This window comes from Postechiella marina (assembly GCF_039538365.1).
Classification (GTDB): Bacteria; Bacteroidota; Bacteroidia; order Flavobacteriales; family Flavobacteriaceae; genus Postechiella; species Postechiella marina.
In genome coordinates this window covers 914,210-928,293 of record NZ_BAABCA010000001.1, presented here as the reverse complement: position 1 = coordinate 928,293, position 14,084 = coordinate 914,210, and the positions used below count along the sequence as shown (strand labels likewise).

Here is a 14,084-nt window from a genome sequence, read left to right as displayed (position 1 = left end):
AAATGCAATTAATTTATACAATGAAATAAGATTACACTTATCTTTAGATTATAAAACACCAAATATGGTATATAAATTATCAGCGTAAATTCAATTTTAACCTGTAGCCATATTTCAGGACGAGACACTTTCAATCCAATTCCGTTATAATTTGATAAGTCCACCGCAAACTTGTCAAAATCCGTGTAATTTCTAATAGAATCTATGGAAACAATAGCTATTTGATTAGACGAGTTTTTCTCAAAATCTCTAATAATTAAAGTCAATTTTTCCAGTTGCTCAAGAGTGAAAATAAACTCAAAGTCATTTACTTCTCTTTTCAGTTTTGGTAAATCACTTTTTCCTAAATCATATTCTGAAAATTCAACTTTTGGAGGATTAGTATTCGGTTCTGTTTTTTCATTTTGCTTTGTTTTACAGCTATAAATAGTCAAAAAAGCAATGAATATTATTTTGAAAGTCGGGTTCATTCGGTATTGTTTACAACGGTCTCGGCTATGAGTAGTTGCGTGGTTTAGCACTTAACTTTACAAGTACACACCAAGCTGAAAATCCGCGAGGATTTTCAGAAGTAGGCGAGAAGAAGCAATTACTTATAGCCATTGTTAGCAACTGTTATTTTGCGTTTATTAAAGCTTCTTCTATTTCATTCCTTCATTTTCTTTACTTGCTGTTTCAAGGTCATTTCGCAAGTATTGAATTTCCATAATTAGAGATTCCATTGTTTCTTTCAATGAGTTTACTTCGTTTGCAAGTTGTCTATTGTCCATTTTTAGTTTCCTTTTTTATTCAAGTATTTATTCACATCGTCTTTACCATAAAGGAATGAAACGTTTCGTATAAGATTGTCATAAAAACTCGGATTTTCGTCATAAAACATAGTTGGAACATCGAGACTAAATGTATACGATAGATTGTCAATCAAAGTTTGATAAACTATTGATGTATTATAATATTCTAAATCTAATTCACGTACCAAATATTTAAACTGTCTTTTCAGTGTGGTTTTATTTTTTAAGTACGTTTTACTTGCTTTAAAATCCTCTGCTTTTGAATTGAATTGTTTCGGTATCAAAACCTTGTATGTATAATCCATTTTTTCTTTTTGGATTTGATACATTTCCCATATGTCAGGTGTTTTTTCATTTTCAGCCACTTTTAACTCAATAACATTAATTGCGAAGGTAATAGCTGAATCTGGTTGAAAAGTTCGAAAAATTGTATGTTCTGAAACTCCTGCATCTGAAGACCAATGATTTGGTGCGTCAAATGATACTTTGTATTTATAGTTAGAGTATAAATTTGTTATCGAATCAAAATGCTCGGTGTGTTCAGGTAATAAATTAGCGTCTTTTTGTTCTTTATATGATTTTTCAAAATCGTCAGTTACGTCAGCTTTCTTTTTATTCTCTTGACAAAATGCTAATGTTATGGTAAAAAACAATAGTAAAGTAATGTTCTTCATAGTTTGGTTTTAATTGTTGCACAACACAAATATAACTACATATAAGTTTCTAATTCTTCCGATAAGCGTTTAATAATTAATGTAGCCTTTTCTAATTCGTCTTTATGAACAAATAAATCTTGTTGCCCAAGAATGGTAGTGCCAAAACCAGAAAGTCTTGCAGATTTTTCTTCGTCTTTAACCACAGCGTTAATGTTCTCCTTTTCTAAATCGTTTACAATACGCTGTGCCATTATAAAATTGCCTGTAAATACTTTTATATAATTTGAATTTTGCATAATGCTATGTATTAATGGGTTCTATTAAATATACGAATAAAATATGATTTAAGCGGTTTTAAAATGCATTTAATCAAATACCTACTAATAGGTATTTGCTTTAGCGTATCAAAGCTTTATATTTGATAAGCTATTAATAATAAATAATTTAAAAATGAAGAAAAGTATTTACTTTTTATTCTTTGCTATTATATTTTCTTGTAATAATAGTATAGAACCAATAGATCCTAGTTTTTATGTAAAAGAACCAGAACCAACTCAAGTAAAAATTACGGTTGAAGGATTAGAGTCTATTAATTACGAATCTGTTTCTGCATTGACAATAGATTTTAATAATGAAATATCAACAGACGGAATTTTCGAGAATCCATATATTGATAATGGGGTAGAAAACTTACCCGTTTTATTTGTTCAAGATGAAGATGTGTTATTTGGGTATTTTCCACACACACTAAAAACAAATAAGGTAACAATAGATGATATTCTCCTCTTTTATTTTTTAACCTATCCAGAGATAGCCATTCAAGGCATTGAAGAATCGGTTGTGCTATCAGGAATTAAGGTAAGCGAAGATTATAATGAAATGAAAAAACTTGTAGTTAGTAGTTTAAGTAATAATCTTTCTCCTGTAGACAATCCTGAGTTTGTTAAGTTAATAAAAAGTACTAGTGTGGTAATAAAAGAATCTTTTACATCTAAAAATAAAGACGTAAAAGCAGAAGCATTTAAATTTACTTACGATAGAGAAGGAAATATATCATGGTTAAACGAAATATCACTTTATGCAGCATTTGGGGTTAGTATAAAAAATGAAACTACTGGTAAAACGGTATTAAAATCTACAATGTTAAAAAGTAAAAGCTTAGTGTTTTCTCCTGTATCAATTATTTCTTGGGCCTATGATGAGTTTTTTACTGATAATAATGAAGTGAAAGTTGAATCTTTTAAATTAAAAGACGATGGTGCTTATAATATTTCTTTTTCAAATGGAAATGGTGTAGATTCAGAATTGAATAACATTATAGCAGAAAAAAACAATGCAAACCTAGCAGCAAACATGGTTGGGTATATACTTCCTTTTAGTTTAAAAACATTAAAGTTAGAGAAAAATTGCACAGATGCTACTACACAGGTAATGGCAGACGTTTATACAAAAGCTTCTCAATTAGCAATTAAAAGGGAAATTCCAGAAACCAGTGCGTTAATTGGTATATTAATAGGTTTAAGTGAGTCGGCAACGAAGGCTTTTAGCCAATGTTTAAGTGCTACATCAAACTCAAAATTGTATTTAAAACTGTTAGGTAGTACCGCGACAAAATATTTAAGTACGGTTGAAGATGTATCTACATTAGTTTTATTTCTACGAGATTATTTAGCGTCTGAAATATCAGGAGAAGAAAAACGTAATTTTTATAATGGAGTGTCTTTTGGGCATTTAAAACAAGATGAAGAACAGGCTGAAGTTAAATTTGAAGGAGATTCAGAAACAGAACATGTTTATACTAAAAAAATTGAGGAATTAACTAGAAGTTATGATGTTGATAATGGTATTATAGAAACATTGTTTACACAAATTGATGAGTGGTCTAAGCCTAGTAACTTGCCATTTACTCCAGAAATTACTTCTGGTGACGCTAAAATATCTGATAACGGATTTAATAATGGCTCTCATATTTATACAAACACAGAAGGTGTTTTAAATGTGAAAATGGAAATGGGAACCGAAGAGTCTGTTGTAAAGATAAAACCAAACTTTACATCAACAGTAATTAAAGATGTATTGATAACTTTAACACCTCCAAGTACTATAGCTTTATATGGAAATATGGTATTTGAAGATATTAGAGTTAATACAACTAAGGGGGAAACCTTAACGATAACAAATAATTCTGATGAAATTCTAAATATTTCGTCTATCAATTTACCAGATGGTTATACTTCTACATGGGAGTACAAACCAATTCAGCCCAAAGAAAGTCAAACTATTATTGTTGTGTTTGAGCCAACAGAGGCTAAGAACTATAATGGTACTATTCAAGTTGTAAATAATATAGATGATGTTAATAACACTATAGATGTTACAGGAGAGGGAACAGATGATACTATTACACTTGAGGGTAATTTAGATTTTGGCAACGTTGTAGTTAACCCAGAAACACCACCAACTAGAACATTATTTATTAGCAATTATAATTTAAATAAATCTATTAATGTTGAAGCTTTTCCTAATTTGCCAGAGGGTTTTACAGCAACTGGATGGGTTAATGGCGGTGTTTTATCTCCATCTATGAAAAAGGAAATAATTATAACTTTTAACCCAACAATAGCTAAGAGTTATGGTAACACAACACTAAATATACTAAATGATGTAGATGAGATAAATAATAAAATTCAACTATCTGGAACAGGTATAAATGAGACTATTAGTATTGAAGGTATATGGTTTGGAGAAAGTACTATTACAGAGTGTAAACCTGCTAGGTCAGATAGTGTAAATCCAAACTGCGAAATGCATAGCGTGTTAAACGAACGAGATGTCGAGTTTTTAGAAGGTGCAACAGGTTTTTGTCCTGCAGATGTGGTTTGTGGTTCGGTTGAGTTTAGTTTTTATACTAATTCTGAGTCTATTTATAGAAATAAACTGGAGTTTGATGGAACAACTTTAACAATAGATGTAAGGACTAATAGTTCTGGTAGTTATTTTAACGGAAGAGTTTATAAGTATACAGGAACTTTAAATGAAGATGGAACTAAGTTTGAAGGCACTTATACAATGGACATGCCTGGTGGTATTTGGGGTGGTTACACAGAAGGCACGATGACTTACACAAGAAAATAGGAGTGTTGTAAACATAAAAAAAGGACTTATAATTAATACTGTTATAAGTCCTTTTTTTTTATGTTTAATACAATTTAATAATTAAAACCTCCCAATAACACCAACTTTGTTACCAGAGAAAGAAAAGTTCCAAGCTATTTTTTTCTCTTTTTGAGGGTAATCGTATGCTTTTGTTTTAAATAAAAAATTATCAACAGCATCAACAACAACAATACTTAAAAAAGCAGCTGCGCCAACATCTGTTAACCAATGTGCGCCAGCAAATAAGCGAGACATAGGCGAAATTGAGCCTAAGGCATAAATACCAACCTTAGTCCATGTGTTGTTAAATTGTTTGGCTATTGCATGTGCCATGGTTACAGATAAAACAGTGTGTCCAGACGGAAAAGAGTGGAAACCAGCATCATCAGCCCAAAATTTAAAATCTCTACTATCTAGCCCTTGAGAAATCCCGGTAGGTCTTGCTCTACCAATAAGCGTTTTAGATAGGCTTTGAATAACACCTGTTGTTACAGACGACGATATTATTAGCACACTAGTTCGTCGTAAGTTTTCGTTTTTTGTAAAAAGTCCAACACCATAAAGCGCAGCATTAGTTGCAAAATACAATTGAGGTTTACCAAAACGTTGCCCTGCTTCCATTAAAAAATTAGGAACATGTTTTTCGTTTTTTAAAAACATATCAGTTGCTTCATCATCTATAGTAGATAAAGCAAGGCTTCCTACTAAAAAGGTGCCTAAGGTGGTAAAATCTTTCTTTTTCCAATGTGCTGGTCTAGAAAAAGAATAGCCTATCCCTTTTACACTTTGCTTTAAATCGTAAATAGCTAATTTGCCTATAGATGCTGTATCGCTAGGTTTTTCTTGTTGTGCATTTATTTTAAACACAAATAGAAATACAAAGATACACAGGTATAATACTTTTTTAAAATTCATGTTACCTTAGTTCTGCGCCTAATTGCTTTTCGAAGTTTTTTTGCAATTTAGACATAATTTTATCTATTTGCTTATCGTTAAGTGTTTTATGTTCGTCTTGTAAGGTAAAGCTAACCGCATAACTTTTCTTTCCCTTTGGCAGGTTTTTACCTTGGTAAACATCAAATAAGCTTACTTCTTTTAATAATTGTTTTTCTGTTTGTTTTGCTATTTTTCTAATAGATTCAAACATAACATCGTCGTTTAATAGTAAAGCAAAATCTCTTCTAACTTCAGGGTATTTGGTAATAGGTTTAAACGATACTTTGTTTCGTTTTACAATTTCTAAAATGTTATCCCAGTTAAAATCTGCAAAAACTACTTCTTGCGAAATATCAAAATGTTTTAAAATAGACTTTTTTACGAGTCCGAAATCTACAATTTTAGTTTTTCCTAAGCTTAAAGATAAACCTTCGCTAAATAAATCGCTTTTTATAACAGATTCGTTGTATCTAGAAATTCCTAAACGAGAAAGTATAGCGATAATACTTCCTTTCATTAAAAAGAAATCTCCTTTTTGGTTTGGCGACGTCCAGTTTTCAGCATTTTTATTACCTGTTATAAAAAGTGTTAAGTGCTTAAATTCTTCGCGTTTGTCGTTATAATTATGATATGTTTTGCCAAATTCAAACATTTTTAAATTTAATTGGCGTCTGTTAATATTATGTGCTAACGATTCTAAACCAGAAAACAATAACGACTGTCTTAATACAGATAAATCGTTACTTAAAGGGTTTAGCATAGTAATGTTGTGTTCGTCTTTTAACTGCTCGCTTAAATTGTTGTAGCTAGGATTTGTTAAAGAGTTGCATAGTATTTCGTAATAGCCTTGAGCTGCTAATTGATCGCCTACAACATTTTGAATTTTATAATCTTCAAAACGCGATGTACTTGCTATAGATGCGTTTAGCTTAGTGGTTGTTTTAATATTGTTGTAACCGTAAACACGTAAAATTTCTTCTATAATATCAGCTTCACGTTGTACATCATTTCTATATGCAGGTACGGTTAAGCCTAAGCCTGTTTCTGTAACATTATTTACTTTAATATCTAAAGATGCTAGAATACGTTTAATGGTTTCTTTAGGAATTTCTTCTCCAATAAGTTTTCTAGCATTCTCAAAGCTTAAACGCACTTCGAAATCTTTTATTTTTGACGGATATACATCTGTAATATCACTAGTAATATCGCCTCCTGCAACGTCTTGAATTAATAAAGCTGCACGTTTTAAAGCGTATTCTGTAATATTAGGATCTATACCTCTTTCAAATCTAAAAGAAGCATCTGTGTTTAAGGCATGGCGTTTTGCTGTTTTACGCACGCTTACCGGATTAAAGTATGCGCTTTCTAAGAAAATGCTTGTTGTGTTTTCAGACACTCCAGAATCTAAACCTCCAAATACACCTGCAATACACAATGGTTTTTCACTATCGCATATCATTAAGTCATCTTCGTGTAGCTCGCGTTCTACACCATCTAAAGTAACGAATTTAGTGCCAGCTTCTACTGTTTTTACTTCAATTTTATTGTCGGTAATTTTTGCAGCATCAAATGCGTGTAATGGCTGACCCAATTCGTGTAGTACATAATTGGTTGCATCTACCACATTATTAATAGGAGTAAGGCCTATAGCTTTTAAGCGGTGTTGTATCCATTCTGGCGATTCTTTAACTTTAATACCAGAAATGGTAACACCACAGTAGCGTGGTGCTAAATCTTTATCTTTAACATCGACATCAATTTTTAATGTTCTGTTCTCAACATTAAAAGCACTAACAGATGGTGTTATAAGTTCTAACTTGGTATCTTTTTGAATAAGTCCTGCTTTTAAATCTCTAGCAGTACCGTAGTGGCTCATAGCATCAGCTCTGTTAGGTGTTAAGCCTATTTCGAAAACCAGATCGTTTTCTATATCAAAAATATCTGCTGCAAGGGTTCCAACAGGTATGTTTTCACTTAAAACCATAATACCATCATGAGATTTGCCTAGACCTAATTCGTCTTCAGCACAAATCATTCCATGGCTTTCTTCGCCTCGAATTTTACCTTTTTTAATGGTCCAAGCTTCGCCTTCATCTGTATAAAGCGTTGTGCCTATTGTAGCTACAGGAACTTTTTGCCCAGCAGCAACGTTTGGCGCTCCGCATACAATTTGTAAAGGAGATTCTTTACCTATATTTACAGTTGTTATGTTTAATTTATCTGCGTTAGGGTGTTTAATGCAAGTTAACACTTCGCCAACCACAACACCTTCTAATCCTCCTTTTACAGATTGATAAGGTGTTAAACCTTCAACCTCTAATCCTAAGTCTGTAAGTAATTCACTTGTTTGTTCTGGTGTCCAATCAATTTTAATAAATTGTTTTATCCAGTTGTATGAAATCTTCATGTAATATTTGCTATTTAAGGCAGCAAAGATAAAATATTGAAGTTAGCATTCAAACAATGCTAGGTGTTTTATGTGCTTGTTAATTAATTTTTATTTAATTAAAAACAAGGGCGTAATATATATTTAAAGTTTAAGACATGTTAAACTGTATGTCTTTAACTTATTTATAACATAGTTGTATGTTTTAAATGTTTAATTTGTTGACTATTAATTGTTTTTGGTTTTAATATCAAAATAGTCATCAATCAAATTACAATCAGTTTTTAAGTCCAATCGTTAATCGCGGTTGGACTTTTATCCATGAATGGTTTCAGATTTACCGTAATTCTGAATCACTTCAGCTTCAAAATCAATAAGCTCCTGCCAGCGTTTATCTACATCTATATCTTTTCCATATTTTCTGGCAAAGCCAATAAAAGTAGTGTAATGTCCAGCCTCGCTAATCATTAAATCATGATAAAATTTAGATAATTCTGGGTCTTTTATTTTTTTAGATAGTAGTTTAAAACGCTCGCAGCTTCTAGCTTCAATCATGGCAGAAAATAAGAGTCTGTCTACCATACTTTGCAACCTACTTCCACCTTTGTTCATAAATTTATACAATTCGTTTACGTAACTGTCTTTGCGCTCTCTGCCAAGCTTATAACCTCTTTTTTTTATGATATCGTGTACCATTTTAAAATGCTCTAATTCTTCTTGAGCAAGCAATAGTAAGTCTGTTACTAAATCTTCATGTTCAGAGTTATGTGTAATTATAGTAATAGCATTTGTTGCAGCTTTTTGCTCGCACCATGCATGGTCTGTTAAAATCTCTTCTATATTCGATTCTACAATGTTTACCCAGCGAGGGTCTGTAGCTAATTTTAATCCTAACATGTTTTTAATTTTTTACAAAAGTAATTATTACCTCATTAATAGTTTACTCTAACTAATATAATTCCAAATATTTTTGTACTTGCTTAAAGATCTATACGTATTTAAAATAACTTGATTTTCTGTTTTAGATAGCGAAGGGTCTTCGTTTAAAACCTTTTTTGCATGATAACGTGCGTGTTGCAAAATATCATTATCCTTAATAATATCGGCTATTTTAAGGTTTAAAATACCGCTTTGTTGGGTTCCCATAATATCACCAGGTCCGCGAAGTCTTAAATCTACTTCTGCTATTTCAAAACCATCGCTAGTTCTTACCATGGTTTCTAAGCGTGTTTTACCGTCGCTACTCAATTTATGCCCCGTCATTAAAATACAATAACTTTGTTCTGCACCACGACCAACACGACCTCGTAATTGGTGTAGTTGCGATAGGCCAAAACGCTCTGCACTCTCAATAATCATAACAGATGCGTTAGGTACGTTAACGCCAACTTCTATTACGGTTGTGGCAACCATAATTTGGGTTTCGCCTTTTATAAACCGTTGCATTTCGTACTCTTTGTCATTAGGTTTCATTTTACCATGTACAATAGATATTTGATATTCTGGCATTGGAAAATCTCTAGAAATACTTTCGTAACCATCCATTAAATCTTTATAATCCATGGTTGCATTTTCCTTAATTAACGGATAAACAATATAAATTTGTCTGCCTAATTTTATTTCGTCTCTAATAAATTTAAAAACTTTTAAGCGGTTATTATCATATCGATGTACCGTTTTTATGGCCTTTCTGCCAGGAGGTAATTCATCTATTATAGAGATGTCTAAATCGCCATAAACAGACATGGCTAAAGTACGAGGAATTGGTGTTGCTGTCATAACCAAAACATGTGGAGGCGACGTGTTTTTTTTCCATAATTTACTTCGCTGTGCAACTCCAAAACGGTGCTGTTCGTCAATAATAGCGAGTCCTAAGTTTTTAAATTTAACCTTGTCTTCTAGTAGTGCATGCGTACCAATTAATATGTCTAACTCACCATTTTCTAAAGCCTCATGAATTACTTTTCTATTTGAAGTTTTAGTTGAACCTGTTAGTATTGATATGTTGATATTTAAGTTTTTACAAAGGTTATGCAAACCATTATAGTGCTGAACTGACAAAATTTCAGTAGGAGCCATTAAGCAAGCTTGAAAACCGTTGTCAATAGCTATTAACATTGACATTAAGCCCACAATGGTTTTTCCAGAACCTACATCGCCTTGCAAAAGTCTATTCATTTGTGCATTACTACCCATATCTGCACGAATTTCTTTTAAAACACGCTTTTGTGCATTAGTTAATTCGAAGGGTAAATGCTCTTTAAAAAACGTATTGAAGTTGTCTCCAACTTTATCAAAAGGAAACCCTTTTATTTTAGATTTATGAATTAAATTTTTAAGTATGAGTTGTAGCTGAATATAAAATAATTCTTCAAATTTTAACCTAAATTGAGCACGAGCTAATAGTTCTTGATTTTTTGGGAAATGTATGTTTAAAAGTGCACTACTTTTATTAATTAATTTTAACTCGGCTAACAAACTATCGTTTAACGTTTCTACAAAACGCCCTTTAGATTCTACAAACACTTGCTGCATAATTTTCATTATCATGCGGTTTGTTATGCCACGTGTCGCTAATTTTTCTGTAGATGGATATATAGGTTGCATGCCAATACTTATACCAGACTTATGCGCTGTTACAGTTTCTATATCGGGATGAGCCATGTTAAATTTACCAGCAAACCAGTTTATTTTTCCAAAAATAACGTAAGGTAAATTTTGTTTAAGATTCTCTTTTATCCATTTTTGCCCACGAAACCAAACCAATTCTATAGTGCCTGTTTCATCTTGAAAGGTAGCTACAAGACGTTTTCCTCGCTTTTGTGCCACTTCTTTAAAACCAACTATTTTGCCTACTATTTGTACTTCAGATGTGTTACGCTGTAATTCTTTTATTTTATAATACCGCGTTTTATCAATGTATCTGTTTGGAAATAAATTAATTAAATCTTGATATGTGTGTATACCCAATTCCTTTCGAAGCAAATCGGCACGGTTTGGACCAACGCCTTTTAAATAATCTATAGGAGTTTGAAGGTTAACAGACATAAAAGCGAATTTAATTAATTCTTATGAATCTGAAAATCTATAATAATCGAACTTTTAAGATAGTTATTAAAAGCGTATTTTGGTCTAATACTTGTTGTAGTTTTAATATGAAAAAAACATTATTCACTCTCTTTTTATTAATCAATTTAACTGTGTTCGCACAACAAACATCATATGTAGATTTTAAAACTGCTAATACCAATATAACTTTTGGTAATTTAAAAAGTAATACTGTTTTTGGTAAAGTAACTTACGAATTCGATGTTTTAAAAAATACAGACTCTATTTATTTTGATGCAAAAAAAATTGATACTATTTGTGCAACGTTAAATGGCAAGAGGTTTAAAACTGTTTATAATAAAAAGCAACTTATTTTAAAAAGCAAATTTAAAACAGGAACAAAGCATAAGGTTACAATAACATGGAAAACACACCCCAAAAAAGCCATGTATTTTATTGATTGGAATAACGAAGGCGGTAATAAGCAAGTATGGACACAAGGCCAAGGTAAATACACGAGCAATTGGTTGCCTAGTTTTGATGATATGAACGAAAAAGTAATATTCGATTTAAACATTGCTTTTAGTAAAGATTATCAGGTAATTGCGAATGGAAAGCTTACAAATAAAAACATAACCGATACTTTAATTAATTGGCAATATAAAATGCAAAAACCAATGTCTAGTTATTTGCTTGCTTTTGCTATTGGTAAATACAGTAAAAAAACAGCCTATTCTAAAAGTGGCATTCCTTTAGAGATGTATTATTACCCAAAAGATTCTCTAAAATTTGAGCCTACTTACCGTTACACAAAACAAATGTTTGATTTCTTAGAAGCCGAAATAGGTGTGACTTATCCTTGGCAAAATTACAAACAAGTACCTGTAAAAGATTTTTTGTATGCAGGAATGGAAAACACTAGTACAACCATTTTTTCTGATGCCTTTTTAACTGATTCTATAGCTTTTGTCGATAAAAATTATGTAAACGTAAATGCTCACGAATTGGCACATCAATGGTTTGGAGATTTGGTTACAGAAACATCTGGCACGCACCATTGGTTACAAGAAGGTTTTGCAACCTATTATGCGCTTTTAGCAGAGAAAGACATTTTTGGAGATAATTATTACTATTGGACCTTGTATGACTACACTAAAGAGCTATTAGCACAAGAGCTTGCAGGCGCTAGCACATCAATACTTAACCCTAAATCGAGTAGCACAACATTTTATAAAAAAGGAGCTTGGGTTTTAGAAATACTTCGCGATCGTGTAGGCGATAAAGCTTTTAAAGCTGCGGTTAAAAATTATTTACTTAAACATAAATATAAAAATGTAGCTACTCAAGATTTTATTACCGAAGTAGAGCAGGTGAGCAAGATAGATTTAAGTGATTTTGTTGAGGCTTGGCTTGTTAATAAAACATTTAAAAACGAGTTTTGTTTGGATTATTTAAAACGAAAATCTACAGAAATTAAAGCGTTTTTGGAACTTAAAGCAGAGTTGTCTACTATAGAAAATACATCAAATATAAAAGATAGTAGGTATTTTGATATAGCACATAGTTTTAAAATTAAATCTCAAATTTTATTAAATATTAAACCAGAACTTATAAATAATCGTATTATTCTTGATGGATTAAACTCTAAAAACCTAAAATTACGTCAAGCTATAGCACAAACGGTATCTAAAATACCTTTGCATTTAAAAGAAGGTTTTGAGACACTTTTGGATGATGCTTCTTATGTAACTATAGAAACGATGTTGTTTAATTTGTGGAGTAATTTTCCAGAAGATCGTATAATTTACTTAAATAAAACTAAGCATATTATTGGTTTTAACGATAAAAATGTGAGAATGCTTTGGTTAACCTTAGCTTTAGTTACTGATGATTTTGAGGTTAAAAACAAAAAACAATATTTTGATGAATTAACCGATTATACAAGTTCTAAATATGGAGCCGATATTCGTCAAAGTGCTTTTCAATATCTTAATCAAATACAAGCTTGTGGCACTGCATGTAAAGCGCATTTACAAGAGGCAACTAAGCATCATAATTGGAGGTTGTCAAAATTTGCTAAAACACTTTTAAAAACAAACTAATTATTTTCTACGCTCAAGTCTTGCAGGATTTCTACAAACTAAACATCCTGCTAGGTAGGTTATAGAAAGCTCGTAAACACCATCTGTTCTTCCTATGTTTGATGTGTTTATGTCGTAAGAGAATCCGAATCTTAATTTTTCGAACTCAACACCTATAAGTCCGTTTACAGACGTTAAGAAATAACTGTTATTGTTGTTTTTTGCAGGGTTTGTAACCGCTATTGCTCCTAAAAAAAGTTTATTTATTTTCATGGTTGCTCCTAAATCTAATCTATTAAATTCGCCTTGCTGCATATAATTTGCAGATAAAAGAAAATCGTTTCTATCATAATAAGGAAATTTATAATTTGCATGTAGCGAATAGAAAATATCTAGAGGCACATTGTTATTTTCTACAAACGAAATATTTGGTCTGTTTAAATGTTTAAATGTGGCACCAATCCATAAATCGGTATCGTTACTTGTGTTTTTTTTATCGAAAACAAAGCCAGCTGTAAAATCGAAAAACATAATATTTCTATTAGCATTTAATGCAAAAACATCTGAGGAAACAGGGTTAATAGTGCCTGTGCCAATATTTATTTGATCTGAAAGAACCAGATTCCTAAAATTATACGATTTGGCACCAAAACCTAGCTCTACAGCGGGTCTAAAATACCATGCATTAGCTAATTTAACATGGTAGGCGTAGTTTATATTACCTTGAAGATGATTGTAATTGGTATTGCTTTCGTGCTGATTTAAAATGCTAAATCCCAATCCACCTAAATTTTCTACCCAGGTATTAAAAAAAGCATATTCGGTTTCTACTTTTAAGTTAAGATTTGGCCATTGTGTACGGTGCATAATACCAAAGTATGTGGCATCTTCAAAACCAGAAAAACCGGGGTTTATGGTTTCTGGAACTAAAAAGTATTGAGAAAAAATGGGATCTTGCGCTTTTACAAAAGTAGAAAAACAACAAATAAATAGTGTGATTATAATTTTAAATTTCATCGTTCTGCTTTAG

The 14,084-nt window shown here is 31.6% G+C and carries 10 protein-coding genes; 2 read left to right on the top strand and 8 right to left on the bottom strand.

The window, feature by feature from the left end:
* Positions 1-8: 8 nt before the first annotated feature.
* From ABD715_RS03795 to ABD715_RS03785, 3 genes are all read right to left on the bottom strand, one after another.
* The gene (locus ABD715_RS03795) at positions 9-470 is read right to left on the bottom strand and encodes a TPM domain-containing protein (protein WP_344786738.1); all 462 of its coding nucleotides are present in this window, start codon (positions 468-470) and stop codon (positions 9-11) included.
* A gap of 302 nt (positions 471-772) precedes the next feature.
* Positions 773-1,465, bottom strand: a complete 693-nt coding sequence (locus ABD715_RS03790; RefSeq protein WP_344786737.1) for a hypothetical protein — start codon at positions 1,463-1,465, stop codon at positions 773-775.
* A 35-nt stretch (positions 1,466-1,500) separates the two neighbouring features.
* Positions 1,501-1,743: a putative signal transducing protein gene (locus ABD715_RS03785; protein WP_344786736.1), complete on the bottom strand. Its 243-nt coding sequence runs from the start codon at positions 1,741-1,743 to the stop codon at positions 1,501-1,503.
* Positions 1,744-1,897: 154 nt separating this feature from the next.
* On the opposite strand from ABD715_RS03785, the gene ABD715_RS03780 reads away from it, so the two are divergent.
* Positions 1,898-4,582, top strand: coding sequence for a choice-of-anchor D domain-containing protein (locus tag ABD715_RS03780; protein ID WP_344786735.1), 2,685 nt, complete (start codon positions 1,898-1,900; stop codon positions 4,580-4,582).
* Positions 4,583-4,663: 81 nt separating this feature from the next.
* On the opposite strand, the gene ABD715_RS03775 is transcribed toward ABD715_RS03780, so the two are convergent.
* From ABD715_RS03775 to recG, 4 genes are all read right to left on the bottom strand, one after another.
* The gene (locus ABD715_RS03775) at positions 4,664-5,518 is read right to left on the bottom strand and encodes a phosphatase PAP2 family protein (protein ID WP_344786734.1); all 855 of its coding nucleotides are present in this window, start codon (positions 5,516-5,518) and stop codon (positions 4,664-4,666) included.
* Between the two features lies 1 nt (position 5,519).
* Positions 5,520-7,946 carry a phenylalanine--tRNA ligase subunit beta gene (pheT, locus tag ABD715_RS03770; RefSeq protein WP_344786733.1) on the bottom strand — a complete coding sequence of 809 codons (2,427 nt, stop codon included), beginning with the start codon at positions 7,944-7,946 and terminating at the stop codon, positions 5,520-5,522.
* 294 nt (positions 7,947-8,240) lie between these two features.
* Positions 8,241-8,822 carry a MiaE family protein gene (locus ABD715_RS03765; RefSeq protein ID WP_344786732.1) on the bottom strand — a complete coding sequence of 194 codons (582 nt, stop codon included), beginning with the start codon at positions 8,820-8,822 and terminating at the stop codon, positions 8,241-8,243.
* Positions 8,823-8,870: 48 nt separating this feature from the next.
* Positions 8,871-10,973 (bottom strand): ATP-dependent DNA helicase RecG, encoded by a 2,103-nt coding sequence (recG, locus tag ABD715_RS03760; RefSeq protein WP_344786731.1) that lies wholly within the window; start codon positions 10,971-10,973, stop codon positions 8,871-8,873.
* Positions 10,974-11,080: 107 nt separating this feature from the next.
* On the opposite strand from recG, the gene ABD715_RS03755 reads away from it, so the two are divergent.
* Positions 11,081-13,075 (top strand): M1 family metallopeptidase, encoded by a 1,995-nt coding sequence (locus ABD715_RS03755; RefSeq protein ID WP_344786730.1) that lies wholly within the window; start codon positions 11,081-11,083, stop codon positions 13,073-13,075.
* On the opposite strand, the gene ABD715_RS03750 is transcribed toward ABD715_RS03755, so the two are convergent.
* Entirely contained in the window at positions 13,076-14,071 is a 996-nt protein-coding gene (locus tag ABD715_RS03750) for a PorP/SprF family type IX secretion system membrane protein (protein ID WP_344786729.1), read from the bottom strand.
* Positions 14,072-14,084 lie beyond the last annotated feature (13 nt).

Excerpts from the sequence above, each read along its gene's own strand:
- ABD715_RS03795 (WP_344786738.1), bottom strand. The coding sequence starts at position 470 with ATGAACCCGACTTTCAAAATAATATTCATTGCTTTTTTGACTATTTAT.
- ABD715_RS03790 (WP_344786737.1), bottom strand. The coding sequence starts at position 1,465 with ATGAAGAACATTACTTTACTATTGTTTTTTACCATAACATTAGCATTT.
- ABD715_RS03785 (WP_344786736.1), bottom strand. The coding sequence starts at position 1,743 with ATGCAAAATTCAAATTATATAAAAGTATTTACAGGCAATTTTATAATG.
- ABD715_RS03780 (WP_344786735.1), top strand. The coding sequence starts at position 1,898 with ATGAAGAAAAGTATTTACTTTTTATTCTTTGCTATTATATTTTCTTGT.
- ABD715_RS03775 (WP_344786734.1), bottom strand. The coding sequence starts at position 5,518 with ATGAATTTTAAAAAAGTATTATACCTGTGTATCTTTGTATTTCTATTT.
- pheT (WP_344786733.1), bottom strand. The coding sequence starts at position 7,946 with ATGAAGATTTCATACAACTGGATAAAACAATTTATTAAAATTGATTGG.
- ABD715_RS03765 (WP_344786732.1), bottom strand. The coding sequence starts at position 8,822 with ATGTTAGGATTAAAATTAGCTACAGACCCTCGCTGGGTAAACATTGTA.
- recG (WP_344786731.1), bottom strand. The coding sequence starts at position 10,973 with ATGTCTGTTAACCTTCAAACTCCTATAGATTATTTAAAAGGCGTTGGT.
- ABD715_RS03755 (WP_344786730.1), top strand. The coding sequence starts at position 11,081 with ATGAAAAAAACATTATTCACTCTCTTTTTATTAATCAATTTAACTGTG.
- ABD715_RS03750 (WP_344786729.1), bottom strand. The coding sequence starts at position 14,071 with ATGAAATTTAAAATTATAATCACACTATTTATTTGTTGTTTTTCTACT.